24 protein-coding genes and 1 other RNA gene are annotated in these 25,328 nt (G+C 49.5%); 23 read left to right on the top strand and 2 right to left on the bottom strand.

The annotated features are described in order from the left end of the window. Nucleotides 1–4 precede the first annotated feature (4 nt). The 15 genes from LPW40_RS02870 (at nucleotide 5) to nth (ending at nucleotide 14,140) form a co-directional block, all read left to right on the top strand. Complete coding sequence (locus LPW40_RS02870; protein ID WP_230820721.1) at nucleotides 5–430, top strand: DUF2487 family protein; 426 nt, start codon at nucleotides 5–7, stop codon at nucleotides 428–430. A 148-nt stretch (nucleotides 431–578) separates the two neighbouring features. Next, entirely contained in the window at nucleotides 579–1,079 is a 501-nt protein-coding gene (locus tag LPW40_RS02875) for a QcrA and Rieske domain-containing protein (protein WP_230820722.1), read from the top strand. Nucleotides 1,080–1,091: 12 nt separating this feature from the next. Beyond that, nucleotides 1,092–1,766 (top strand): menaquinol-cytochrome c reductase cytochrome b subunit, encoded by a 675-nt coding sequence (gene qcrB, locus LPW40_RS02880; protein ID WP_230820723.1) that lies wholly within the window; start codon nucleotides 1,092–1,094, stop codon nucleotides 1,764–1,766. A gap of 22 nt (nucleotides 1,767–1,788) precedes the next feature. Next, the gene (locus LPW40_RS02885; protein WP_230820724.1) at nucleotides 1,789–2,589 is read left to right on the top strand and encodes a menaquinol-cytochrome c reductase cytochrome b/c subunit; all 801 of its coding nucleotides are present in this window, start codon (nucleotides 1,789–1,791) and stop codon (nucleotides 2,587–2,589) included. Between the two features lie 43 nt (nucleotides 2,590–2,632). Continuing rightward, on the top strand, nucleotides 2,633–3,220 hold the full coding sequence (locus tag LPW40_RS02890; protein ID WP_230820725.1) for a DUF1405 domain-containing protein: 588 nt from the start codon (nucleotides 2,633–2,635) through the stop codon (nucleotides 3,218–3,220). Nucleotides 3,221–3,268: 48 nt separating this feature from the next. After that, nucleotides 3,269–3,958 (top strand): zinc metallopeptidase, encoded by a 690-nt coding sequence (locus tag LPW40_RS02895; protein ID WP_230820726.1) that lies wholly within the window; start codon nucleotides 3,269–3,271, stop codon nucleotides 3,956–3,958. Between the two features lie 112 nt (nucleotides 3,959–4,070). Continuing rightward, nucleotides 4,071–4,448, top strand: a complete 378-nt coding sequence (locus tag LPW40_RS02900; protein WP_230820727.1) for a methylglyoxal synthase — start codon at nucleotides 4,071–4,073, stop codon at nucleotides 4,446–4,448. 4 nt (nucleotides 4,449–4,452) lie between these two features. Further along, entirely contained in the window at nucleotides 4,453–5,589 is a 1,137-nt protein-coding gene (gene bshA, locus LPW40_RS02905; RefSeq protein ID WP_230820728.1) for an N-acetyl-alpha-D-glucosaminyl L-malate synthase BshA, read from the top strand. Continuing rightward, on the top strand, nucleotides 5,589–6,791 hold the full coding sequence (locus LPW40_RS02910; protein ID WP_230820729.1) for a CCA tRNA nucleotidyltransferase: 1,203 nt from the start codon (nucleotides 5,589–5,591) through the stop codon (nucleotides 6,789–6,791). Before bshA ends, LPW40_RS02910 begins: the two co-directional genes overlap by 1 nt. Beyond that, nucleotides 6,751–7,719, top strand: a complete 969-nt coding sequence (locus LPW40_RS02915) for a biotin--[acetyl-CoA-carboxylase] ligase (RefSeq protein ID WP_230820730.1) — start codon at nucleotides 6,751–6,753, stop codon at nucleotides 7,717–7,719. The genes LPW40_RS02910 and LPW40_RS02915 overlap by 41 nt, the downstream gene beginning before the upstream one ends. Nucleotides 7,720–7,735: 16 nt before the next feature. Then, on the top strand, nucleotides 7,736–10,249 hold the full coding sequence (locus LPW40_RS02920; protein WP_230820731.1) for a helicase C-terminal domain-containing protein: 2,514 nt from the start codon (nucleotides 7,736–7,738) through the stop codon (nucleotides 10,247–10,249). Nucleotides 10,250–10,292: 43 nt separating this feature from the next. Continuing rightward, nucleotides 10,293–11,480, top strand: a complete 1,188-nt coding sequence (locus tag LPW40_RS02925) for a pyridoxal phosphate-dependent aminotransferase (RefSeq protein ID WP_230820732.1) — start codon at nucleotides 10,293–10,295, stop codon at nucleotides 11,478–11,480. Nucleotides 11,481–11,482: 2 nt separating this feature from the next. After that, nucleotides 11,483–12,772, top strand: a complete 1,290-nt coding sequence (gene asnS / locus LPW40_RS02930) for an asparagine--tRNA ligase (RefSeq protein ID WP_230820733.1) — start codon at nucleotides 11,483–11,485, stop codon at nucleotides 12,770–12,772. Nucleotides 12,773–12,849: 77 nt separating this feature from the next. After that, nucleotides 12,850–13,467 carry a DnaD domain-containing protein gene (locus LPW40_RS02935; RefSeq protein ID WP_230820734.1) on the top strand — a complete coding sequence of 206 codons (618 nt, stop codon included), beginning with the start codon at nucleotides 12,850–12,852 and terminating at the stop codon, nucleotides 13,465–13,467. Continuing rightward, a complete protein-coding gene (gene nth, locus LPW40_RS02940) occupies nucleotides 13,460–14,140 on the top strand; it encodes an endonuclease III (protein WP_230820735.1) in 681 nt (226 codons plus the stop codon). The genes LPW40_RS02935 and nth overlap by 8 nt, the downstream gene beginning before the upstream one ends. Before the next feature lie 47 nt (nucleotides 14,141–14,187). Here nth and LPW40_RS02945 read toward each other — a convergent pair whose 3' ends face one another. Both LPW40_RS02945 and recU read right to left on the bottom strand, forming a co-directional pair. Continuing rightward, a complete protein-coding gene (locus LPW40_RS02945; RefSeq protein ID WP_230820736.1) occupies nucleotides 14,188–16,707 on the bottom strand; it encodes a transglycosylase domain-containing protein in 2,520 nt (839 codons plus the stop codon). Further along, on the bottom strand, nucleotides 16,707–17,315 hold the full coding sequence (gene recU, locus LPW40_RS02950; RefSeq protein WP_230820737.1) for a Holliday junction resolvase RecU: 609 nt from the start codon (nucleotides 17,313–17,315) through the stop codon (nucleotides 16,707–16,709). The genes LPW40_RS02945 and recU overlap by 1 nt, the downstream gene beginning before the upstream one ends. A gap of 92 nt (nucleotides 17,316–17,407) precedes the next feature. Between recU and LPW40_RS02955 the strand changes: the two genes are divergently transcribed. The 8 genes from LPW40_RS02955 to LPW40_RS02990 all read left to right on the top strand — a co-directional run bounded on the left by LPW40_RS02955 (nucleotide 17,408) and on the right by LPW40_RS02990 (nucleotide 25,320). Then, complete coding sequence (locus LPW40_RS02955; protein WP_230820738.1) at nucleotides 17,408–17,734, top strand: hypothetical protein; 327 nt, start codon at nucleotides 17,408–17,410, stop codon at nucleotides 17,732–17,734. Then, complete coding sequence (locus LPW40_RS02960) at nucleotides 17,731–18,273, top strand: SLOG family protein (RefSeq protein WP_230820739.1); 543 nt, start codon at nucleotides 17,731–17,733, stop codon at nucleotides 18,271–18,273. The genes LPW40_RS02955 and LPW40_RS02960 overlap by 4 nt, the downstream gene beginning before the upstream one ends. Before the next feature lie 11 nt (nucleotides 18,274–18,284). Beyond that, on the top strand, nucleotides 18,285–18,611 hold the full coding sequence (gpsB, locus tag LPW40_RS02965; protein ID WP_097038985.1) for a cell division regulator GpsB: 327 nt from the start codon (nucleotides 18,285–18,287) through the stop codon (nucleotides 18,609–18,611). Nucleotides 18,612–18,622: 11 nt separating this feature from the next. Next, an RNA gene (gene rnpB, locus LPW40_RS02970) (RNase P RNA component class B) lies at nucleotides 18,623–19,011 on the top strand. Nucleotides 19,012–19,110: 99 nt separating this feature from the next. Continuing rightward, complete coding sequence (locus LPW40_RS02975; RefSeq protein WP_230820740.1) at nucleotides 19,111–20,232, top strand: THUMP domain-containing class I SAM-dependent RNA methyltransferase; 1,122 nt, start codon at nucleotides 19,111–19,113, stop codon at nucleotides 20,230–20,232. Continuing rightward, on the top strand, nucleotides 20,233–23,607 hold the full coding sequence (locus LPW40_RS02980; RefSeq protein WP_230820741.1) for a dynamin family protein: 3,375 nt from the start codon (nucleotides 20,233–20,235) through the stop codon (nucleotides 23,605–23,607). It abuts the gene before it with no gap. Continuing rightward, entirely contained in the window at nucleotides 23,608–24,435 is an 828-nt protein-coding gene (locus LPW40_RS02985; protein WP_230820742.1) for a sulfurtransferase, read from the top strand. 12 nt (nucleotides 24,436–24,447) lie between these two features. Beyond that, entirely contained in the window at nucleotides 24,448–25,320 is an 873-nt protein-coding gene (locus LPW40_RS02990) for a 5'-3' exonuclease (protein WP_230820743.1), read from the top strand. Nucleotides 25,321–25,328: the final 8 nt, after the last annotated feature.

Raw genomic sequence — 25,328 nt, forward strand, 5'->3', positions numbered from 1 at the left:
GCATATGTTATACAATTTTGAAGATATCAAAAACCTGGATGAGCAGCTGGAATTTGTGGATACGGCAATCATTCCCTTCACCGGTGCCGATATGGATGACGGGGCACTGACGCATGCCAACAACATCGAGCTGCTCCAGCTGGTTTCAATACAGCTGGAAAAGCAGTTCAAAGGCAGGATCTTTATCACCCCGGCGATGACCACTGTGAAGTCGGACACCACCGTGCTTGAACAGTACGAAGCCCAGCTTTACGATTACGGCTTTAAAAATGTCGTGATCATCACACATATGGAACTCGATGAACCACACACCACGATCCGCCTGAACCATATACCGCTGCAGGATATGACGAACGACATCAAGATGGATATGGTGAAGGAAGAAGTCAAGAAAGTGATGAAATCCATCATTTCAATCTGGAACAGTTAGTTTTAGGTATTATTACACGATTATCGCATATTGCGTACATTAAAAATCATTAATGCTTATTGACCGTCAGAATTTAATAGGCTAAAATTGATATGTCCTAGTTATATTTAATGTAAAAGAACGCGAGTGTTTGAGGGGGGAAATTAAAATGTCGCAAAAAATTACGAGACGTCAGTTCATGAACTATTCTCTGATGGGTGTGGGATCATTCATGGCGGCCGGTGTAATTCTTCCGATGGGAAGGATGGCGCTCGATCCACTTTTCCAGGAAGGTGCGGAAGGTGATATGGTGACGACTAGTGTCACGATAGATGAAATCACAGAAGAGCCGATGCAGGTCGACTTCACATTCGAACAGCAGGATGCCTGGTATACGAGTGAAGTGACGGATTTTGCATGGGTGTTCCGGGAAGGCGATGAAATCATCGCATTTTCACCTGTTTGTAAACACCTTGGCTGCACAGTCACCTGGGCTGCCGATGATAACAACCCGGAGAGATTCTTCTGCCCATGCCATAACGGCTTGTATGAGAAGAACGGGAATAACGTTCCGGGAACTCCTCCAACAGGTCCATTGGATCAATTTGAAGTGGGCGAATCTGATGGATATCTTACAATAGGCCAAGTAATTCCAAACCAATTAGTATAGGAGGGAAACTTAATGTTCAACAGAATTTATGATTGGATAGACGACCGCATGGATATCACTCCTATCTGGAGGGATGTTGCAGATCATGAGGTGCCGGAGCATGTTAACCCTGCCTATCACTTCTCTGCATTCGTCTATTGTTTTGGAGGGCTGACATTTTTCATAGTATTGATACAGATTTTATCGGGTATGTTCCTGACGATGTATTATGTACCTGATATTGTCAACGCCTGGAACTCTGTTTATTATCTTCAGCATGATGTAGCAGCTGGACTGATTGTCAGAGGTATGCACCACTGGGGTGCGAGTTTAGTTGTTGTAATGATGTTCCTACATACATTGAGGGTATTCTTTACAGGTGCTTATAAGGCTCCAAGGGAATTGAACTGGGTGGTCGGCGTACTGCTCTTCGCAACGATTCTCGGGCTCGCATTCACCGGATATTTACTGCCTTGGGATATGAAAGCATTGTTCGCAACTAGAGTAGGGTTGGATATTGCGGGTAGTGTGCCGTTTATCGGTGACTGGATCCAGACACTGCTGGCCGGCGACGATACAATCATTGGTGCACAGACATTGACGCGATTCTTCGCTATCCATGTATTTTTCCTGCCTGCTGCATTGTTTATCTTGATGGCGATCCACTTCATCATGATACGTAGACAAGGTATCTCAGGACCACTATAGGAGAAATGGGAGGTAAAAATATATGAAACGTGGAAAAGGACTGACATTCGTCGGAGATTCCCGTATATTGAAATACGATAAACCAAAGCTCAACCGCGACTACTCAGAATTTCCAGGGCGTACCGAAGAATTTTACCCGGACTACCTTTTAAAAGAATGGGTGACAGGTGCAGTATTCCTCATTGGATTTCTGTGTCTGACGGTTGCACATCCGGCGCCTCTTGAGCGTGTGGCCGATCCGACTGATACGGGATACATCCCATTGCCGGACTGGTACTTCCTGTTCCTTTATCAGATACTGAAGTACACTTATGCATCCGGGCCGTTCAACGTCATCGGTGCCATCGTCATACCCGGCATCGCATTCACGGCACTCCTGCTCGCGCCTTGGCTCGACAACAAAAAGGACCGTCATTGGAAACGCCGTCCGATAGCAAGCGGACTCATGCTCGCTTCGGTAGCGATCATCTTCTATACGACATGGGAATCCGTTGCCTACCATGACTGGGAGCAGCAGGATGCGCAGGGTCAGATCGTCTTCTCGAACCTTGACGCTGAGGACCCCGTGTTCAATGAACTGATACGGACCAACTGTACCAGCTGTCACGGCGGGGAACTTGCCGGAGGTTCGGGCCCTGGCTTGATCGAACCGGATTACCAGCCTGAAACGGTTGAAGCATTCGTAAGAAATGGTGTAGGAGAAATGCCTGCTTTTGAGGATACACTGACCGACGATGAAATCATCGCGATTTCCGAATTCGTCGCTGACCTTGAAATTGTTTCGGCAGATGAAGCCGAGAACACACCGGAATCAGAAGAATAATTCTAACCCCCTTTATCAAGGGGGTTTTTTATTAGGTGATGATATGAATAAATTAATTGAATTGATGTTCAACAGATGGTTTCTGATTCTTCTGCTGATAGGCAACTTTATAGGTACGGTTTACGGCTATTACTGGTACAGGGGACAGCTCGCAAACACCGAATGGTACTTCATGCCTTTTGTGCCGGACAGCCCGACCGCGACACTTTTCCTCTGCATATTGATCGTGCTCATCCTGATGGGAAAGAAATGGGGTCTCATCGATGCGCTCGCATTCACGACTCTGATCAAGTACGGTGTGTGGGCTGTAGTGATGAATATGCTCACATTCATGGAGACCGGCTTCATTTCATGGGTCGGCCTCATGCTTGTCGCATCCCACGGCATTATGGCGGTCCAGGCGTTTTTATTCCTGCCGCACCTTGAGATAAAACAGTGGCATCTGTATGCCGCCGCCATCTGGCTGTTCCACAACGATGTGATCGATTATGTGTACGGGCAGTATCCGGTGTACGGCCAGCTTGCACAGTACAGCGACCATATCGGTTACTTTTCTTTCTGGCTGACGGTGCTTGTCCTTGTGCTTTTACACCAGCTGGTGCCGAGGCGTAATTCGTTGACGAACGAGTAATCATTAAAGTAAAATATAGTAAGACAGTACTAGGAGGGAAATAACTTAATGGGTATCATCCTTTATTTCATCATATTGATGGTCGTTCCAATGCTTGCCCAGATGAATGTCAAATCCACTTTCAACAAGTACTCGAAAGTACGTTCAACAAGTGGGATGACAGGACGGGAAGTGGCAGAGGAAATCTTGCATGAGAACGGCATTTATGATGTGGGTGTCGAGAGGGGCCAGGGCTTCCTGAGTGACCACTATGACCCGAAGAACAAGGTCATCCGCCTTTCACCCCACAACTATGATAAGCCGAGTGTAGCAGGTACGGCAGTCGCCGCACACGAAGTCGGACATGCGATACAGCATGCCACAGGCTACAAGTTTTTGAACTTCAGATCAGCGTTGTTCCCTCTTGCACAGTTGGGCAGCAACTTTTCATACTTCCTGATCATAGCGGGTATACTGCTTACAGCAGGTATGAATTCACCGTTCGGAACTACATTGCTCTGGATCGGTATCGGTCTGATGGCATTCGCAGTACTTTTCCAGCTGGTGACGCTGCCGGTTGAGTTTGATGCTTCGAACCGTGCCATGAAACAGATTGAATCGCTGAATATAGTCAATCAAAAAGAATACAGGCATGCCAAGAAAGTGCTTAATGCTGCAGCCATGACTTATGTGGCAGCTACAGCAGTCGCAGTGGCAGAGCTTGTGAGGTTCATCCTCATTGCAAGAAGCCAGAGTTAATTGAACATAAATACAGCCGGAGTCCACTCCGGCTGTATTTTTATTTTGAATATTTCACATGGCACCGTTTTTTCTCTATAATGGGTGTATATTAATTTATTTGGAGGCAGCTATGAAAATCGCACTGATCGCCCATGATAAGAAGAAAGAGGCCTTGATTACATTCGTCAAGGAGAATATCGATACATTTAAAAGGCATGGTTTATATGCTACAGGTACGACAGGCAAGATGCTGAGCGAAGAAACGGGGCTCGGCATACACCGTTTCAAATCCGGCCCCCTTGGCGGGGATCAGGAAATCGGTGCCATGGTGGCGAATCATGAGATAGATGTCATCATCTTCTTCCGGGATCCATTGACGGCACAGCCCCATGAACCGGATGTATCTGCATTGCTCCGGCTCTCTGATGTCTATGATGTGCCGCTTGCGACGAATGAAGGCACAGCCGGTGCTGTAATGCACTACATCAATATGAAGGACAGAGGGTGAAGGTATGAGGATCGGCATAACATGTTATCCCGGGGTCGGCGGCAGCGGCATCATCGCGACGGAACTCGGCATCCAGATGGCCAAAAGAGGGCATCAGGTGCATTTCATCACTTCCAAAGTACCGTTCAGACTGACGATAAACCACCCCAACATCCATATCCATCAGACGGATATCAACAGCTACAGCGTATTCCAGTATCCACCATACGACATCACCATTGCGAGTAAAATCGCCGAGGTGATAAAATATTATGACCTGGATGTCATTCATATGCATTATGCGGTGCCTCATGCCGTCTGCGGTATACTTGCCAAACAGATGGCCGCAAGCGACGTCAAGATCATCAGCACGCTCCACGGCACGGACATTACCGTACTCGGGCATGATGCATCCCTGACGGATGCCATCAAGTTCGGCATCGAGTCTTCCGATATGACCACTGCCGTATCCGAGAGCCTCAAGCGGGACACATACAGGCTCATCAGTCCGGATAAGGAAATCACGACCGTGTATAATTTCATCGATGAAACGAAGTTCAACCTGGAAGGCAGGAAGGAAGCAGGGGCGCTTCTCAGGAAGCATTACGGCATTCCGGAAGATACGAAAGTCGTCATGCATACGTCGAATTTCAGGGCGGTCAAAAGGATCGAGGACATCATACGGGCTTTCGACATCGCATCAAAGGAAGTGGATGCCGTATTGATGCTCGTCGGGGACGGCCCGGAAATGAACCGGATGAGGCAGCTCGTCCGTACTCTGGACCTTGAGGATAAGGTCGTTTTCACAGGACAGCAGAGTGATGTCGTAAACTACTATAAAATGTCGGACTGCTTCATGCTGCTCAGCGAGCAGGAAAGCTTCGGCCTCGCTTTACTGGAAGCCATGAACTGCGGATCGGTTCCGGTGGGGACGGATGCAGGCGGGATCAGTGAAGTGATCCGTCATGGGGAGACGGGTTACATCGTGGAAACCGGGGATTACAGGAGGGCAGCAGAGCATCTTATACGCCTGTTGAGAGATGAGGAAGAATATAAAAAGCTGCAAAAGAACATGCTCGATGATATCCTCATACGCTTCAAAAGTGAAAATATCATTGACCAGTATGAAAAATTATATATCTCGTTAAAAGAGGGTAAATGATGCATACGTTATTCGAAACAGGTGCAAAAATAATAAAAAGACTGAATGACAACGGGCATGAAGCATTCTTCGTCGGGGGATGTGTGCGGGACTTCCATATGAGGCGTGATATACAGGATGTAGACATCACGACGGATGCAAAGCCCGGGGAAGTGGAAGCACTTTTTGAGAAGACGATTGATGTCGGAAAGGCGCACGGTACTATCATCATCATGACGGAAGACATACCTTTCGAGGTCACCACTTACCGGACCGATGGTGCCTACACAAACCACCGCCATCCTGACGAGGTCATTTTTTCAAACCACCTGAATGAAGATCTGCAGCGCAGGGATTTCACAATGAATGCGATGGCCATGGACCGTGATTACACTTTCCATGACCCGTATGATGGACGCGGAGCGATCGAAAGGCATGAAATCACCACAGTCGGCCGCCCGTCCGACAGGTTCGGCGAGGATGCCCTGCGCATGGTCCGCGCACTCCGGTTCATGTCGGTGCTGAACTTCAGCATCGAAGAAGATACCGAGGCAGCGATGACATTGAATGCGCATCTTTTGAAACACGTTTCTGTGGAACGCATCATCACCGAATTCAAAAAGATGTATGGCGGCGCTGCTCTGGCGGAGGCCAAACTGAAACTCGTCCAGACGGGGCTCGTCCGCCATATACCATTCTTTGCGGACATCGGTGAAGAGGATCTGCTCCGGAGCAGGGTGCACAGCCTGCTTGATGAGCTGGCGGTCCAGATCATTAAAAGCCCCGCTTTGGAAGGCGGACTGTCCCATTTGAAACTTTCAAGGAAAGAAGTGGGTTTTGTCAAAAGCTGCGCTGCACTCCACGGTGCCCTGGAAGATGGGATGCATCCGTTGAAGATCGCCTATTCATTCGATGAAGATGTAATCGGGCGCTTTTCAGCCGTCAATGATGAGAATCATCTCACAGATCAATATCCGGCCCTCAGTGAAGCGGCTTCCCTCAAGAAATCCCTCCCGATAAGCAGTAAGCAGGATCTCGCGGTCGGAGGCAGGGACCTTATGGCATTGTTTCAGAGCCGGAGCGGACCGTGGATAAAGGAATGTCTGAACATCATTGAAAATGAAGTGTTATTCGGAAGGTTAAAAAACGAACATAATGATATAATCGATTGGGTGAGGCGACATGTCAAAGTTGAATCAGGAAGTGCTGAAATTACTGAGTAAGCAGGAATTTTTATCCGGACAGAAAATGGCAACAGAGCTCGGCATATCACGGACGGCTGTCTGGAAGGCCGTGAAGAGTTTGAGGGAAGAAGGGTATACAGTGGAGTCGGTCACCAATAAAGGCTACAAACTGGTCTCAGCATCCAATGAATTGAATGAGACCCTTCTGACTTCGATGATAAAAGACTCGGACCTATTCTCGGAAGTCATCTATAAGGATTCTGTGGATTCCACACAGAAACTTGCATTCGGGAAGATCACGGACATAAAAGAACCATTCATCGTCGTGGCGGGCGAACAGACCGGGGGCAGGGGACGCTTCAACAGGGAATGGGCATCCCCTGAAAAATCGGGACTGTATATGTCCGCTGTCTTCAAGCCGGACATCTACCTGAATGAAATAATAAAGTTCAATCTGTTCATATCGCTTGCGATAGCGAATGCGATTGAAAAATCCTTCAATCTGGACGCCGGCATCAAATGGCCGAATGACATCTACATAAACGGCAGAAAAGTGTGCGGTTTCCTCACCGAAGTCATCAGTGAGAACAATATGATTCAGAGCATCATCTGCGGGATTGGCCTCAATTTATATCATACAGAGGAAATTTCCAGGCTGGAAACGGCAACCTCCATCGAGGATGAATTGAAGCTGAATGACAAAAATGATCTGGATACGGAGCATTTCCTCAAACAGCTGATAATCGAGCTGGAAAAACAGTACGACCAGTTCATAAATATGCCTTTTTCATCCATCAGGGAAGAATGGATTTCCAAGTCGATCATATTCGGCAAAGAGATGAGGATTTCCGAGGTGAACCGGACATTCATGGCGAAGCCGGTGGATATCACTGAAGAAGGTTTTCTGCTTGCGACAGACCGGTATGGTGAAACCCATAAAATAATAAGTGCAGATATTGAATTTTAAAATTTGGTGATATTTAATGATTAATCAAAAGTTCGCGGTCGTCGACCTCGAAACATCCGGCAACGATATAAACAAAGACAGCATCATCCAGCTGAGCATCGTATTCATTGAGCAAAGGGAAATCATTGATCAGTATACGACGTTTTTAAGTGACAGGACTGAACTGTCCGTGTTCATCCAGGAGCTGACCAATATAGATGCAGACATGCTTGAAGGCGCACCCGCCTTCAAAGACATCGCGCATGAGGTATATGATAAGCTTAAAAACCACGTCTTCGTCGCACATAACGTCGATTTCGACCTGACGTTCCTCCAAAACCATTTCAGCCACTGCGGGCTGCATTATTCCCCGTATTTGACACTCGATACGGTGGAACTGTCAAAGATTTTCCTGCCGGCTGAAAACAGTTTCCAGCTGGCGGATATCGCTTCCGGCGCCGGCATAGAGCTGTCCAATGCCCACAGGGCGGATGAGGATGCGCTCGCCACAGCCCGGCTGCTGCTTCATTTATTCAAAAAAATGATGGACACGAACAGTGAGACATTGAAGCAGCTGTATCACCTGTCCAAAAATTTGAGGTTCAGCCTCGCGGACCTGATCTTCAGCATACTGTCTGAAGCGGATCTCGGACATCCGCCGGATCACTTGAAGCGCTATGACAGCTTCTATATCAACGAGACGTTGCTTCCCGCCCATGACCTGCCCAAGTATACGGTCGAAGAACTTTATGAACGCTATATTGCCGGCACAGGTGCGGCGTACAGGGCGGATCAGCTGAAGCTTGCAAATGAAATCTTCAGCCATTTTGAAGAGGGGAGGCACCTTGCGGTCGAGGCATATACCGGGATAGGGAAGACCGGCGCCCTGCTGATTGCGGCCGTAAGTTTTTATTCCCTGTATGAGGAGCAGGTCCTCGTCTCCACCTCAAGGAAAATCCTTCAGAACCAGATGGTCAACATCGAACTGGAGAAGCTCACCCGGGCACTTGATTTGAATCTGGAATTCGTCAATCTGAAGGGGCGGGAAAACTATCTTGACCTGAACGCGGTGAGTGCACTTCTTGAAACGGAGGACAACAATCCTGAAATCGTCCTCCTCAAGATGAGGATACTGACCTGGCTGCTCGAAACCGTGACGGGTGATCTGTCGGAACTGGGGCTCAGGGGGCCGGAACAGGCCTATTACAAAACGATGCTCATCCAGACCGGGAAGAACGACAGCCATTATTACTTCGACCTGGCGCTCAAAAGGGCATCGCGTGCGCCGATCGTGTTCACCAACCATTATTTCATACAGGACTGCCTCGAGCATCTGGACGTGAAGCATATCCTCGTGGATGAGGCACACCAGCTGAAAAATGCACTCGACCAGCGGACTGAAACGGAATATGCATATCATGATATGAAATTCTTCGTAGGCCAGGTCGGCACGCCGAGGCAGAACCGGCTGCTCAGCTCATACATTGAAAATAATGACTTCAGACAGGCCTACCTGCTTGAGGAGCTGATGGAGAAGCTCAATGAGCATGTCGACATGCTCTTCAATGCAATCCAGGCGGGCAACATGGAAAGCGCCGGCAGCATCATCCGGCGCGCCCTGGAATTCTGTTCGATATTCCTCGGGACGATACGGGGGACGCATCAGTATCAGGCGCTCTACAATCATATGCATTATTTTTCGATGACCCTGACCGAACTTTCCAATGCCATTGAAAACGGCAATTACACCATCCAACATGACAGGAACATCCAAAGGCTGAAATTCATCGTGACAAAGCCGCCCTTTTCAATGCTCGGGGAGGCACACGGCATAGAGTCCCTGATCATGATGTCCGGGACCCTCGAGGTCAAGGGGACGTTCGATCATCTGAAGGATTTGTTCAACGGGGAGGATTATGATACGGATATCATCAGCAGTGCGTCTTTATTCAGCAATACGAAGCTCTTCATACCTGATGATATACCCGATTATGACCACAATGATGACGAGTATGTATATGCGCTCCTCGACTATATCGCGATGTATCTGAGCGAGACCGAAGGGAAGCTGCTCGTCATATTCTCAAGCTACGAACTGCTGCACAAAGTGTATGAGATGACGAAGGAAATAGATATGTTCAATGATTTCATCGTCCTCAGGCAAAACCGCTCCGTCTCCCCGGATAAACTGCTGATGCAGTACAACCAGCTTGATAAGGCGCTGCTGCTTGCGACTTCGAGCTTCAGCGAAGGGATCAACATCGAGGGCACGGACGATAAATGCATCATGATCTCAAAACTGCCTTTCCCGGTGCCGAAGGGTGATGACTTCAAATCATTCTATACGGACGACCTCCCCCGGGCAGTGTTCCAGTTCAGGCAGCTGGCGGGGCGGGTCAAGAGGAATGAAAACGATAAAGGGCTTGTGCTGCTGCTTGATAAAAGGATCATGTACAAGCCGTACAGAAATGCATTCCTGAAATATTTCCCCGAAGAAAATATCATCAACGGCCCGCGGAAGGCTTTTAAACACTACCTGAGTGATTTATAATTGGTATGATCTAATATAATATGTTTTTAAAAGGAGCAGAATTATGGAACTATCCCAGCGTGTTCAAAATTTAACACCAAGCCAGACTCTGGCCATCACAGCCAAGGCGGCTGAACTGAGAGCCCAGGGTGTCGACATCATCGGACTCGGTGCAGGCGAACCCGACTTCAACACCCCGGATGAAATCATTGAAAAATCTTTCGAGGCCGTGAAGAACGGTGCGACGAAATATACACCGGCAGCCGGCATACCGGAACTGAAATCGGCCATTTCGGAGAAGATGATGAGAGACCATCAGCTCGAGTATGAGCCGTCCGAAATATTCGTTGCATCCGGCGCAAAGCATGTATTGTACAACGTCTTCCAGGCACTGGTCGATGAAGGGGACGAAGTCATCATCCCGTCACCATACTGGGTGAGTTACACCGAGCAGGTGAAACTTGCAGAAGGCACGCCGGTGCTCGTCCATACAGACGAGTCCACTTCTTTTAAATTGACACCCGAACTTCTGAAAGAAAACATTACAGAAAAAACCAAGATACTGATGCTGAATTCACCGAACAACCCGACAGGGATGGTCTATTCAAAAGAGGAGCTTGAAGGACTCGCCGAGGTCGTCGTCGAAAACGACCTCATCGTCGTGGCAGATGAAATTTATGAAGTGCTCGTCTATGATGTCGGCCATCACTCGATCGCCTCGGTGAGCGAGGAGATGAAAGCCCGCACCGTGGTCATCAACGGCGTCAGCAAATCACACGCAATGACCGGCTGGAGGATCGGCTATGCATGCGGCGACAAAGCGCTGATCAAAGGCCTCACAGGCCTTGCAAGCCAGTCGACATCCAACCCGGCCTCGCCGTCGCAATGGGCTGCCGTGGCCGCCTATGAGATGGATGAAGCCTTCCTCAAGGAATTCAACGAGACGTTCCGGGAGCGCAGGGACCATGCCCATGCTCTGCTTGAGGAAATACCGCACACTACCTGCATCAAACCTGAAGGTGCCTTCTACCTGTTCCCGAACTTCAGGGAATGCACCGACAAGATGGGTTATGCGACGGTCGATGATTTCGTCAAGGACCTGCTGGAGAAGGCGCATGTCGCCGTCGTCCCGGGCTCTGCTTTCGGACTTGAGGATAATATCCGCATCAGCTATTCGACAAGCAAGGAAGCGATGACCGAGGCCATGGAACGCATTAAAAACTTTGTTACTGAAAGATTAGAAGGAGTTTAAGAATGAAGATCACAATAAAAGAATCACCGAAGTATGAAGGACAGGAAGTCACCATAGGATGCTGGCTGCTGCAGAAACGCGGCAGCGGAAAGCTGCAGTTCCTGCAGCTCCGGGACGGCTCGGGCTTTATGCAGGGCGTCGTCGTCAAGGCGAATGACGAAGCATTGTTCGAAACTGCCAAAGGCCTGAACCAGGAGACATCGATGTATGTCACCGGAATGATCAAAAAGGATGAACGTTCATCTTTCGGCTATGAGATGGAAGTTTCCAAAATAGACATCATCCATGAAGCAGAGGGCTACCCGATCACGCCGAAGGAGCACGGACCGGAATTCCTGCTCGATCACCGCCACCTGTGGCTGCGCTCAAGAAAACAGCATGCCGTCATGAACATCAGGAACCAGATCATCAAGAGCACGCATGACTTTTTCTTCGACAATGGCTTCAAGAAAATCGACTCGCCGATTTTGACGAACAGTGCCCCGGAAGGGACGACTGAACTGTTCCATACGAAATACTTCGATGAGGATGCTTTCCTCTCACAGAGCGGTCAGCTGTACGCCGAGGCTGCAGCGATGGCGCACGGTAAAGTGTTCACAATGGGGCCGACGTTCAGGGCGGAGAAGTCCAAAACCCGCCGTCATCTGATCGAGTTCTGGATGATCGAACCGGAAATGGCTTTCTACGAGCATGATGACAGCCTGGAAGTCCAGGAACAGTATGTCGAGTATGTCGTTCAGAATGTGCTGGAGCACTGCAGGCTTGATCTTGAAGCCCTTGGAAGGGATACTTCCGTGCTTGAGCAGATCAAAGCGCCTTTCCCGCGCATCACCTACACAGATGCAGTCGAACTGCTTCATGAAAAAGGTTACGATGACATCGAGTGGGGCGATGATTTCGGTGCCCCGCATGAGACGGAAATCGCCAATCATTATGATAAGCCCGTCTTCATCGTCAACTATCCGAAAGAAATCAAATCATTTTATATGGAAGAGAACCCAGACGATCCAAGGACGGTATTGTGTGCGGATCTGATCGCACCGGAAGGTTACGGTGAAATCATCGGCGGCAGTGAGAGGATCCACGATTATGAGACTTTGAAACAACGTATTGAGGATTCAGGACTCAATACCGACGATTACGAATGGTACCTCGACCTCAGAAAATACGGCAGCGTGCCGCACTCGGGCTTCGGCCTCGGACTGGAGCGGACGGTCGCATGGCTGTCAGGCGTCCAGCACGTGAGGGAGACTTCACCGTTCCCGAGACTTTTGAACCGCCTGTACCCATAATTTAAAATGTCAGTCTGACAGCAGTGTGTTGCAATCCAATTGTGCACACTGCTGTTTATTGGAAGGAAGGTAGTACAGTGTTGGAGAAATATATACGCAACATCACTTTCCCGGTCAATAAAATCCTCTTTGACCATTACAGTGACCTCGGCCTCGATGAAAGTGAAGTGATCATACTGATCAAACTGATGGAGCATCATTCAGATTCAAGGCCGCTGCCCGACATCACCCAGCTCACCGAAGGGACGACCCTCTCCGGCAAGTCCCTCAACATGATCATGGAGCAGTTGATCGGCAAATCGTTCATTGAAATCTCCCATGGCACCGGTGAAGGCGGCAAGGAAGAAGTCCTGAGCGTGGAGCCGGCATACCGGAAGCTTGCCGAATTCATATCTTCGGGCAAAAAGGGCGTAAAAGATGAACACCAGATACAGGAGCTGTTCTCTTTCGTCGAAAACCTGTACGGCAGGGCGCTCTCACCGAGTGAGTTTGAACGGATGAACAGCTGGCTTGCGGATTCCGGCTATTCTGTCGATATGATCAAGGAATCCGTAAACCTCGCCTATAAAAATCAAATCACATCCCTGCAGTATGTGGAACGCATATTGAACAACCTGAACCGCACGCCGCTCAAGCCGCAAAGGGAGCGTCCGCCGGTCAGGAACTGGCTGAAAGGAGAAGATCTGGATGATTAGTGGTAAGAAGACCGTTGAAATGCTGGACGTCATCGACGGGATGTTCCCGGATGCGGAAGCGGAACTCGTCTACAGCAACAACTTTGAATTGACGATTGCCGTGCTGCTGTCTGCACAGGCAACGGACAACCACGTCAACAAAGTCACAAAAGAGCTGTTTAAAAAATATAAGACCCCTGAAGATTATGTATCGGTCCCCCTTGAAGAGCTGCAGAATGATATACGGACGATCGGGTTGTTCAGGAACAAGGCAAAAAATATCCAAAAACTCTGCCGGGACCTGATAGACAAGTTCGATGGCGTGGTGCCCGGTAACTATGAGGACCTCGTCAGCCTTGCAGGCGTGGGGCGGAAGACGGCGAACGTGGTGCTCTCCGTTGCATTCGATGTGCCCCGCATCGCAGTCGACACACATGTCGAGCGGGTGAGCAAACGGCTCGGCATCGCAAGGTATAAGGATAATGTCACTCAGGTCGAGGAAACGCTGATGAAGAAGATACCGGAACACAGATGGAGCAAGGCGCACCATCAGCTGATCTTCTTCGGCAGGTACCACTGCACGGCAAGGAATCCAAAATGCGGCACGTGCCCGCTCCTCGATGATTGCAGGGAAGGGCAGAAACGCATGAAGCGGAAGCTGAAAACGGAAACTGCAGAAAAAAATGAAGAATGATATGAAAAAAGGACAGGACCGCTTTTGCGGATCCTGTCCTTTTTTGTTTAAGCAGCATCATCATCTGCTTCTTCTGTTGGTTCACTCTCCGGAGCTTCATCTGTCGCACCGTCTGTCTCTTCAGGCGGGGAGTCGTCGGGAACGGTTTCTGCATCTTCAGTGGTGTTCTCTTCCTGTTCCGTACCGCCATTCCCTGACTCGTCCTCGGCAGGTTCCTCCTCAACCGGCTCCTCATTCACTTCTCCTCCGGTTGAAGGGTCCCCGGTGACCGGAGTCTCCTCGATGGTCTCATCCTGCTGGCCGCCATTTTGACCCGAAGATCCACCGTCACCGTCATTGCTGTCGCTTTCATCATCGCCGCCGTCACCCCAGCTCCAGTTCCAGGTGTTGCTGCTGCCGCCATCACCGTTGTCTCCATTGCTTCCGTCACTGCCGCCGCTGCCCGTGCCGCCTGATGAACCGGATTCTTCATACTCTTCGAAGTCCTCGCTGCCCTGGACGGCGAGTTCGCCGTTGCTGAGACGTATGACGCTGTCGGGCTGCTCAAAGTCCTGTCCGTTGTAGGTGCTGATGCTCTGCATGATATCCCTGAAGAACCACTGCGGGGTGATATGCTCATCCGTACCTACAAATGAAGTTTCGCCGCCTTCTTCCGTTGCAGTGAATCCGGTCCAGACGCTCATCGTATATTCGGGCGTGTACCCGACGATCCAGGCGTCTTTGGCTGCATTGTCGGGGAGGTTCTGCTCTTCCCTGAGCTCCCTCGAATAGGATGTGGTGCCCGTCTTCGCAGCGATGTTCAAGCCGTCCATGTATATATAGTCGGCACTGCCGTACGGTTCAAACGTGTCTTTGAGTATATCCGTGAGCATATAGGCCGTATAATCTTCCATCACCTGCTCCGACTCATGTTCGAATTCGACGGTGTCGCCGTTATTGGTGACGACATGCCTCACTGCATGGGCTGAATTATACTCACCGTTGTTGCCGAGGGCGGAATAGGCTTCCGCCATCTGCAGCGGGGTGAATGCGGAGTCCCTGCCGCCGAGCACATCATTGAATGACACTTCATAATCGCCTTCACCGATTGCATTGTAATCGAAGCCGATCTCTTCTGCAAATTCACGCGGCGCATCTCCGCCTGCTTCATCCTTCACGATTTCGTAGGCTTTGACCGCCGGTATGTTGTAGCTGCGGCTGAGCGCCTCGCGGATCGTCACCTGGCCATGGTCCTGCATATCATAGTTGTAGATGCTGATGTGGTCGATGCCTTCCGGGGAATATTCATACTCATCTTCAATCGTCTGATCCGTCCGCCATTCCAGCTCTTCGATCGCCGGGCCGTATGCGAGGAACGGTTTCATCGTCGAACCGACGTTCCTCGGCACAAGCGCCTGGTTGTGGTCGACGACTTCCTGGTAGTCCCGTCCGCCCGAAATCGCTACGAGTTCGCCGGTCTGTGTATCCAGTATCGTCGATGCGATGTCGAAATCATCACTCTGGAATTTCGGATTATAGTAATAATCCCTGTTGTCCGTGAGATTCTGCAGGTTCCTCTGGATGCCTGCATCCATGTTCGTATAAATCTCTATACCGCTCGCCATCAATTCGCTGATGTCCACATTTCTGAAACTGTCATGTGCGGAGATTTCATTTTTGATGAAATTGATGTAGGAGGCGAACTCCGGATTTTCAGGTTCGGTGGAAGCCCTCTCTTCATCGCTCCGCTCCACGAGACCTGCGTAGAGGTCATGGTTCTGCGCCTCTTCGTATTCTTCCGACGAAATGCGCTCGTGCTCATGCATCAGCCTGAGGACGATCTGTGCACGGTCGACGCCGCGGTTGTCCTCGACATACAGGTTATACCTGTTCGGCAGCTGGGGCAGGCCGGCAAGGTAGGCCGCTTCCGCCAGATTGAGCTCATCGAGCTCCTTGTCGAAATAATACTGGCTTGCCGTCCTGATGCCGTATATGCCGTCGGAATAATAGATTTTATTCAAATACATCTCGAGGATCTCATCCTTCGAGTATTCCTGTTCCAGCCTGTAGGCGAGGTAGGCCTCCTGGGCCTTCCTCTCGATCGATTTATCGTCCGTCAGGAAGGTCCGCTTGACCACCTGCTGAGTGATCGTACTCGCACCTTCACTTCCAAATCCGTCGAAGATGTTGCTCAGGACAGCTGAACCGAGCCTCCAGAAGTCGATGGCGCCGTGCTCGTAGAAGCGGTTGTCCTCCACAGCAAGGACGGCATCCACCACGTGGTCCGGCACATCCTCGATATCCACCGATTCACGCCTCTGTCCCTGATACACCGTCGTCACGAGTTCATCGTTACGGTCATAAATCTGGGCAGGCACGGGATCGCGCAATTTCTCTTCGCTGAATGCCGGTGCCTGAGAGACATAATAGGCAAACAGCATCGAGCCCAGCACGAGGAAGATCAGACCGATGAGGACGGTGAGTATGAGGACGCGTTTGATGATCGATTTCCTGCTCAATTTCTGGTTCTGTCCCCGTTTCCCCTTGCTGTTCTTCGTACCTGCACTTCTTTTATAGTTATCTTTCATTAAAATTCTCCATTCCGAAAATAAATTTCATCCACCGCATTCAAATAATCGATCCGGGGATTCAAGCCTTCTTTGAGCTGATGGCTGTCAGCCATGATGTCCGCCCGAGAGACGGACTTCTTTTCATCGCTCAAAAACCGCTCCCAGTGCACCATGAACTTTTCAATCGGCATCAGATAAGTTTCTTCAAGGCTTGAAAAGCGTATGATCAGAAAGACGATGCCGCCGTGATCATGGCACTGCTTCATATGTTCCACCTGGTGTGCGTGTATATTGATCAAAGGGAAGCGTGTCTTGTTTTTGGTCTCCTTCGCTTCGAAATCGATGTACCTGCCTTTGTAGACGCCGTTGTAGTCGCTTGTGGAAGGCGTCTTGAAATAGGCTTCATCGATCTTTGCACGGTTCCTTGAAGGGTAATCGACATTGACGATCTGGACCGGCGTCGGTTTCTTATGGATGACGGCACGTGAAATGCTCAAATAGTAACTGTTCGTCACATCGAGATCCTTCTCCAGGGTCATGCCGCGCTGACCGTACTTCACTTTTTTGCCGGTTGCCCTGCGGGTGTTCCGATATTGTCTCGGCTTGACGCCTTTGGGATATTTCATGTACATCGCCTTTCATTATAATATATGTCATAATATTATACATTAATTAGCATACGGGAAACCAATCAATTATTATAAGGAGTGTGACATTTTTGTCAAGAAATCATAACAATGCCTCTTATTTTGACCTTATGGATGAGATATACGGCCGTTACCAGAAGGCTTTGTCCGGATATGAATTCGACTTCAAGACCGAGATCGAACCGTTCCTGGAGGAGAAAAAGGTTCTGGCCATGGAGATACTGGATTTCGGCACGGATGCAAGGTTTCATGACAGCACGCGTGAAAAAATGTCAGCAGAGCTGATGGAGCTGCTCATGGCATGCCACTCGCCGAAGTTCAGGGAGAGGCACTTCTACGAGAAATATAAATTCATCAATATGTGGCTTAAGCATGCCGAGAAGGAGGGATTGATGTGAGGATCCTCATCGGCGGCTACAGGCCGTATGAAATCGGCATCTTCAAACCCGATCAGAAGGAAGTGACGGTGCTGAAGGCCTTCATCAGGAACAAGCTGCTCGAATATATCGACGAGGGGGCTGAATGGTTCATCATCCAGGGATATACCGGAATCGAACTGTATGCAGCCGAAGAAATCATCAGGCTCAAAGAGGCGCACTATGACATCAGTCTCGGTGTGCTCATGCCTTTCCACCAGTTTGACGACCGGTACAATGAAATGGATCAGGCCCTGCTGCAGAAAGTGCTTGCAGAGAGCGACTTTAAAGATTATATTTATAAACAGCCGTACTCGAACCCCGGCATGTTCAAACATATCAACCGCTTCCTCATCTCCAACACCGATGGGGCACTGATCTTCTTCGACGAGGAGGCGGATGCGAAAGTGCGCTTCCTCTATAACGCAATACTTGAATTCTCCGGGGAAAATCCGTATAATATTGAAAGAATACAATTTGACGAGATTAACAGCTTTATCGATTCCGGGTTTGATAATTAAGAGGTGAGGCAATGAGTGAGACAACTTTGAAATTGTCCGCAAAAGACATATTTGAAAAAGAATTCGAAAAGTCCATCAGAGGTTTCAAACCGATCGAAGTGGACAGCTTCCTGGATGATGTCATCAGCGATTATCAAAAGATGGCGGATATGAACAATAATCTGAAGCGGCTGGAAGAAGAAAATGCCCGCTTGAAGAAAGAAGTAGAGGATTTAAGGATAAGACTGGCAACCAATTCCCGGTCACAGGATAACCAGAGTCAAAATCATCAGATCGATATTTTAAAAAGGTTGTCCAACCTGGAGAAGAAAGTATTCGGCCAGTCGAAAGTGAACTAATCGAAATACGGTATGTCGGATAATCGCTATGCCTGAAAAAAGGTATAGAGGAAAGTCCATGCTCACACGCACCTGAGACGGGCGTAGTGTTCGTGCCTGACGAAACAATAAGTCAGGGCAGTTCGTGAATAACGGCTGACGGCTGTGAAATAACCTAAGTGCATATAAGGTTAGATTAGCTGTAAAAGTGCCACAGAGACGAGCTTACCATGAAAGTGGTAAGGTGGAACGCGGTAAACCCCTCGAGTGAGCAATCCAAACAAGGTAGGAGCACTCCCCGACGGAAATTCAACCGGACGGGAGATATTACAAATGTAATATAGACAGATGATTATCACCAATGTGCGAGTGTGACTAGTACACGTCTGGAGCACAGCGGTACAGAACATGGCTTACAGACATACCGGACTAGAAACAAGCTCTCCATTTTGATGGAGAGCTTTTATTTTATATAATCAAATTGACAGAAATATATCATGAGTCATGCGGAGGACAAATTATGAATTTTAAAATGCTAGCCAACACACCGATGGGCCTTGAAAGGGTCGTCGCGGATGAAATCGGATCACTGGGTTATGAAACCACGCTTGAGAACGGCCGGGTCTACTTCGAAGGGGACGAGACGGCGATCGTCAGATCGAACCTGATGCTCCGGACGGCGGACCGTATACGGATCATCATCGGGGATTTCAATGTGACGACGTTCGATGACCTGTTTGAAAAGACGAAGGCGCTGCCGTGGTCCGACATACTCGGCCCGGATGCGGAATTCCCCGTGACGGGACGCTCCCATAAGTCCACATTGTACAGCGTGCCGGACGTCCAGAGGATCGTCAAAAAGGCGGTCGTCGAACATCTTAAAAGCGCCTTCAGCCTGGACGGCAAGCTGAGTGAGACGGGTGCGCGCTATAAGATCGATGTCAATATACTGAAGGACCGTGCTGTGCTGACCATCGACACGAGCGGGGATGCACTGCATAAGAGAGGATACAGGCGCGAGCAGGGGGAGGCCCCGATCAAAGAGACGCTTGCTGCGAGCATGCTGAAGCTTGCCAATTATGACGGGACGAAGCCGCTGTATGACCCGTTTGCCGGTTCCGGCACCATTGCGATCGAAGCGGCGCTGATGGCGCTGAACATCGCACCGGGCGCAAACCGGACCTTCGACAGCGAACGGTGGGACATCATCCCTGAAGAAATGTGGGAGGAGATGCGGATGCAGCTCGAGGAGGAGGCACTGTACGACAGGGAAGTCGTTATACGCGCCTCCGACATCGATCCGCATATGATAGAAGTCGCAAAGACGAATATCCTCGAAATCGGCCTGCAGGATAATATAGAGCTTGCCGTGACGGATGTCCATGATCTGACGATTTCACATGACAACGTCCAGCTCGTCACCAACCCGCCGTACGGGGAGCGCATCGGGGAGGCGAAGGAAGTCGAGGAGATGTACCGCACGGTCGGCAGGCTGATGGCCCGGAATCCCGACTTGAGCATGTATCTGATGACTTCAAACAAGGAGTTTGAGCATATCGTCGGCAAAAAGGCGACGAAGCGCAGGAAACTGTTCAACGGCTATATAGAGACGACTTTTTACCAGTACTGGGGGAAGCGGTAAGTGAGTGAAGACTTCAAGACATTGGATGTATTGTACAAGCTCAAAAAAGAAATACTCAAATCGGATAATGAGAACCTCGTCTCGCAGATCGACCATGCGATTTCAAAGACTTATAAGGATCAGCTCGTCTTTTCATTCATCGGCCACTATTCGGCCGGCAAATCTTCACTGATCAACCACCTGCTTGAAACGGAGATACTGCCGTCCTCGCCGGTCCCGACGACGAGCAACACCGTCGCCGTCCAGATTGGGGACGGGGAGGAGATCAGGGCATTCCTGAACCAGTATCAGTATGTGCCGGTTGAAGACTATGCAGGCCTGCGTGAGCTGAACACACGCGACATCGACATCAGTGCGATCAATATCGATGTGGCGCATGAAGACTTCAAAAAGAATACGGTGCTCCAGGATACACCGGGCGTGGACTCGAATACGGACAGCCACCGCGAATCCACGAACCGTTTCCTACTGAACAGCGACCACATATTCTTCACTGTGGAATATAACCACGTGGAGAGCGAGCACAACATGTCGCTCTTAAAGGAATTGTCCATGATGAACATCCCGCTGACACTCATCATCAATCAGGTGGATAAACATGATGATGCGGAAATATCCATGGATACATTCCTCTCCAGGATAAAGAACACTTTGAAAGACTGGAACATCGCACCCGATGACATTTTCACGACCAGCATATATCCATGCGAACATAATGAGGTGGATAAGCTGAAAGCATTCATCCACAGCCGGGAAGCGGACAGGGCACAGGTGCTGGATGCATACTTTGAAAGGATCACCGGGACGATAGAAAATGAGCAGCTCGAGTATCTCGGTGCAGCACTCGATGCGCTGAAAGTCCCCGGGGAGGATGTCGATATCGAAGACGTGGAGGCGGTGAAGTCGCATATCCGGTTTTTAAACGGTGAAATCGAGAAGGCGAAGGTGGAGGCCCTCCACAGTGATGATGAAACGCTGAACAGCCACGTCAAGGAAGCGGTCAGGAAGATCGTCAGGGACAGTTATATATTCCCGCACGAAGTCAAGGAGGCGATCACACATTACTTGAACATCCTTGTCGGTGAAGTGAAGGTGCCGGGACTGTTCGGCAAAAAGAAAAAAGAGGAAGCGATGATCCGGGAAGCGGTGGATGACATCCGGGAAAAATTCGATGCGGTCTTCAAGACCGAAGTGAATGCACCCGTCGACAGCTTCTTCTCGGGACTCGGACTGACAGGTGAGCCTTTCAGGTACAGCTTCAAAGAGGCGCTTCTCATCAAAGAGGAGATCAGCCATCTGAATAATCAGTTCATACTGAACTACATGGACAAATTGAAAGCATCCATCGTAAATGATGTGAGCGCAGAAGCACAGAGCCATATGCCGAAACTCGAAAAATCCGGCACCGGCTCCGCGCAGGAGGAAGAAGCATTGAAAGAGGCCCTCGGGAGATTCGAGGAGATACTTAAGCTTCTCAGCCTGATCGATTCCATCGAAACGAAAAGCTACCGCCATTTCTTCATACACCTGGATGATGAAATCGAAAAACTGAACCTGACAGAGGCAGTGGAGCTTGAAGGCGGAAGCGTCAGTGCACCTGAAGCAGCCGGGGACTCAGGCCGTTACAAGTTCAAGGGCGCAGACGAAGAGGACCTCGGGTTTTATCATAAGCTTGCGGCACTGATTGAAGGCAATGAACGGTACAATGATTTCCATGCCATCATCAAAGATAAGCTTGCCCGCATAGAGGAAGGGAAAGCAAACATCAGTGTATTCGGCGGATTCAGTGCCGGTAAGACGACCTTCATCAATGCCCTGATGAATAAGGCGCATCTTGCGATGAGCCCGAACCCGACCACGGCGACGATCACTGAAATCAATGATGCACCTTCCAGTGCAATCACTTATAAAAACGAATCAGAGCTGACGGACACCCTGGGCATGCTGTCGAATCTCCATTATGATGATGTCGAAGACTATTTCAAATGGATAAAGAAAGAGCGCAGCAATGTCCCGGAAACTTATAAACCGTTCCTTGACGGCATATTGAACAAATACGGGGAATATAAAGCGGATCTCGGGACGACGAAAGACATCGGCACCGACGCACTGATCAGCAGGGTGAGTTCCGACGAGGATGCGACCTTCATCCATAAGGCATATGTCTCGCTTGAAAATGACATCACCGAAAAATACACCCTCATCGATTCACCGGGCATCAATTCGATCAACCAGAGGCATACGAAGGAGACACGGAACATCATCTCAGGCAGTGACCTGATCATTTATGTCTCGTATTACAACCATGTCTTCTCAAGAAGCGATGAAACGTTTTTAAAATATATCCAATCGATCAAGGGTGAGGATTTCCCGATCATCTTCATCATCAATGCCGTGGACCTCATGAAGAATGAAGCGGATAAGGAGAAGGTCATCGATTACATGTCGGACTCGCTGATCTCCCTCGGCATCACGAATATGATTTTCCCGGTCTCAAGCAAACAGGCACTGCAGTCCCATGATGAAGATTTCGAAGAGGCGAAGAAGAATATATTCGACATCACGGATCAGCTCTCCATGTCGGTGCAGGTACAGTCCTTGAGGGAAGCCGGACGCCAGCTCGCCTCGAACATCAAAAGCAATATACGCCAGTACGAGAATGCGGATCTTGAGCGGACGAGGATTGAATCCGCAAGACAGTCGCTCCTCCGTGACCTCGCGGACTTCAGCGCATTCCGCCTGGAAAGTCCTCTGCACCAGGAAATCGGCGTGCTCCTCGCATTCATCAGCAGACGGTTCGAGCTGCAGCTCTATGATCATCTGAAAGGCATGATCACGGTATCCGATGCACAGGACAAACGGTTCCTCGTAAAAAAGGAATCGTTGATCAAGAGCAATATCGAACAGTTCCTGACCATTGAAGTCAGCACGGTGTTCAATGCCGTCTACCGGCAGGCTGAAGCGGAAATGCTGCATGGCATCACCCAGTTCAATGAAAGGCTCTCGGATGCCAGCGTCAGCCGGACATTCGCATTCAACAGACCGTCGGAAGAGGAGCCTGAAATCAATATAACGACAGCCGGGTTCGGGGAATATTCCAGATTGCTGCATCAATCGAGGAATGATCATAAGGCCTTCAGGGACGCGCTTCTGGAATTCGCAAAAGATATCAGTGTCCGCCTCGACATCGACCGTCTGGAAGAACAGATGAAGCATCTCGTGAACGATTATTTGACGCTCATACAGGATGATATCAGCGCCCAGAAGCCCGAAATAGAAAGTGCCCTCGAAACACCGCCTGAAGTCATTGAAGAGAGTGACTATGAAGCGGATAAGATGCTGCTCGAATCATTAAGCAGATTAAAGGATGATTAAATGACTATTATAAATCTTGAAACCATTGGACAACTGAACAGGCAGGAAACCATAATCCTGGACTGCCGCAATATCATGGACCAGTTTGATGAATCAAAAAGGCTTGTTCAAAGGGATGCGGTGGAACACGCCGTCCACATCCCCCAGATGCCGTATATGTTCAAGTTCGACGGCCTCAATGAAGGCAGGCACCCGGTCCCTGAGATGAGTGTGGTGGATGCACTGTATGAGACCCTCACCGAAGGCGGACGGTATGATGTTTTATTGTTTGCAGATGAAAACAGCTTCTTCCATACCCGCCTGTATTACCTGTTCTTGCTCTATGGTCATAAAGCTTATTTATACAATGATGACCTGGCTGCCCTGAAGGATATGGCGGAGGAATTCCGGAAGGTCGATGTCGAGCTTCCGATCCAGTTCGAATCAACGGAGTCATCATTCAAAGAAGACATTTACCGGTCGATGGAAGAGGTTCATGAGCGCCTGGATGCCAATGTACTGCTGATCGATGTCAGGAGTGAGGAGAGGTATCTCGGCATATCCGAACCGGTGGACTATAAAAAAGGACACATCCCGGGGGCGGTCAACATACCGAACGGGAAGATCCATGCAGATGGTGTGATCGACTTCAATGCACTTGATGATGTCATGGAAAAGATCAGGACATATGAAGAAGTCATCGTCTACTGCGGGTCCGGCATGAGTGCGACCCCGATGTTCACACTGCTGCACCACAACAGCATCAATGCAAAACTATATGCCGGCAGCTTTTCGGAATGGATCACTGATGATTCCAACACGATAGAAACTGCACCAAATACACTTTAAGGACTTGGTTAAATGACTGAAAAAACACTTGTAATAGATGGAATGGCCCTCTTGTTCCGCCATTTTTATGCCACCAGCTTCCGCAACCAGTTCATGCATAATGACAAGGACCTCCCGACCAACGGCATCCAGGGCATGATCAGGCATACGTTCAAGCTCATCGAGCTGACGCGCCCGGAAAATCTTGTCGTGACATGGGATATGGGCAAGGAGACGATCCGCAATGAATGGTTCGCGGAGTATAAGGCAAACCGGGAGGCGCCGCCTGAAGAAATGATCCCCCAGTTCGACTATGTGAAAGAAGTCATCCATGACATGGGGATATATCAGCTCGGCATCCATGGCTATGAAGCGGATGACATCATCGGCACCCTCGCGAAAAATTACGATGACCTCCTCATCGTCAGCGGGGACCGGGATCTCCTCCAGCTGCTCGGCGGCAGCAATGAAATATGGCTGACAAAAAAGGGGTTTTCGGAATATAATCATTATACAGAGTCCGTCTTCAAGGAAGAATATGCCATCACACCGCAGCAGTTCATCGACGTGAAAGCTTTGATGGGGGACCCGGGTGATGGATACTTCGGGGTGAAGGGCATAGGTGAGAAGACCGCGCTGAAACTCATCCGTGAATATGGCAGCATTGACAATATGATTCAAAATATCGATTCGCTGAGCAAGGGCATACGGACCAAGGTCCTGAATGATATGTCATCCCTGCAGATGTCATACAGGCTCGCCAAAATCATCACGGACGTCGACTTCTCGCATGATGAATATTTGAATCACCGCAGGCTCATACTGGATAAAGGGAAGATCGAAGACGCCCTCATCCGGCACGACCTGAGCATCACCCGCAGGTATCTGCACACATTGGACATATAGGAGGACGT

It is taken from the genome of Salinicoccus halitifaciens (assembly GCF_021026095.1).
In the GTDB taxonomy this organism is placed as follows: Bacteria; Bacillota; Bacilli; order Staphylococcales; family Salinicoccaceae; genus Lacicoccus; species Lacicoccus halitifaciens.

Bases quoted from the DNA above. Each gene is read 5' to 3' on its own strand.
- LPW40_RS02870 (WP_230820721.1), top strand. From the start codon at position 5: ATGTTATACAATTTTGAAGATATCAAAAACCTGGATGAGCAGCTGGAA.
- LPW40_RS02875 (WP_230820722.1), top strand. From the start codon at position 579: ATGTCGCAAAAAATTACGAGACGTCAGTTCATGAACTATTCTCTGATG.
- qcrB (WP_230820723.1), top strand. From the start codon at position 1,092: ATGTTCAACAGAATTTATGATTGGATAGACGACCGCATGGATATCACT.
- LPW40_RS02885 (WP_230820724.1), top strand. From the start codon at position 1,789: ATGAAACGTGGAAAAGGACTGACATTCGTCGGAGATTCCCGTATATTG.
- LPW40_RS02890 (WP_230820725.1), top strand. From the start codon at position 2,633: ATGAATAAATTAATTGAATTGATGTTCAACAGATGGTTTCTGATTCTT.
- LPW40_RS02895 (WP_230820726.1), top strand. From the start codon at position 3,269: ATGGGTATCATCCTTTATTTCATCATATTGATGGTCGTTCCAATGCTT.
- LPW40_RS02900 (WP_230820727.1), top strand. From the start codon at position 4,071: ATGAAAATCGCACTGATCGCCCATGATAAGAAGAAAGAGGCCTTGATT.
- bshA (WP_230820728.1), top strand. From the start codon at position 4,453: ATGAGGATCGGCATAACATGTTATCCCGGGGTCGGCGGCAGCGGCATC.
- LPW40_RS02910 (WP_230820729.1), top strand. From the start codon at position 5,589: ATGCATACGTTATTCGAAACAGGTGCAAAAATAATAAAAAGACTGAAT.
- LPW40_RS02915 (WP_230820730.1), top strand. From the start codon at position 6,751: ATGTCAAAGTTGAATCAGGAAGTGCTGAAATTACTGAGTAAGCAGGAA.
- LPW40_RS02920 (WP_230820731.1), top strand. From the start codon at position 7,736: ATGATTAATCAAAAGTTCGCGGTCGTCGACCTCGAAACATCCGGCAAC.
- LPW40_RS02925 (WP_230820732.1), top strand. From the start codon at position 10,293: ATGGAACTATCCCAGCGTGTTCAAAATTTAACACCAAGCCAGACTCTG.
- asnS (WP_230820733.1), top strand. From the start codon at position 11,483: ATGAAGATCACAATAAAAGAATCACCGAAGTATGAAGGACAGGAAGTC.
- nth (WP_230820735.1), top strand. From the start codon at position 13,460: ATGATTAGTGGTAAGAAGACCGTTGAAATGCTGGACGTCATCGACGGG.
- LPW40_RS02945 (WP_230820736.1), bottom strand. From the start codon at position 16,707: ATGAAAGATAACTATAAAAGAAGTGCAGGTACGAAGAACAGCAAGGGG.
- recU (WP_230820737.1), bottom strand. From the start codon at position 17,315: ATGAAATATCCCAAAGGCGTCAAGCCGAGACAATATCGGAACACCCGC.
- gpsB (WP_097038985.1), top strand. From the start codon at position 18,285: ATGAGTGAGACAACTTTGAAATTGTCCGCAAAAGACATATTTGAAAAA.
- LPW40_RS02975 (WP_230820740.1), top strand. From the start codon at position 19,111: ATGAATTTTAAAATGCTAGCCAACACACCGATGGGCCTTGAAAGGGTC.
- LPW40_RS02985 (WP_230820742.1), top strand. From the start codon at position 23,608: ATGACTATTATAAATCTTGAAACCATTGGACAACTGAACAGGCAGGAA.
- LPW40_RS02990 (WP_230820743.1), top strand. From the start codon at position 24,448: ATGACTGAAAAAACACTTGTAATAGATGGAATGGCCCTCTTGTTCCGC.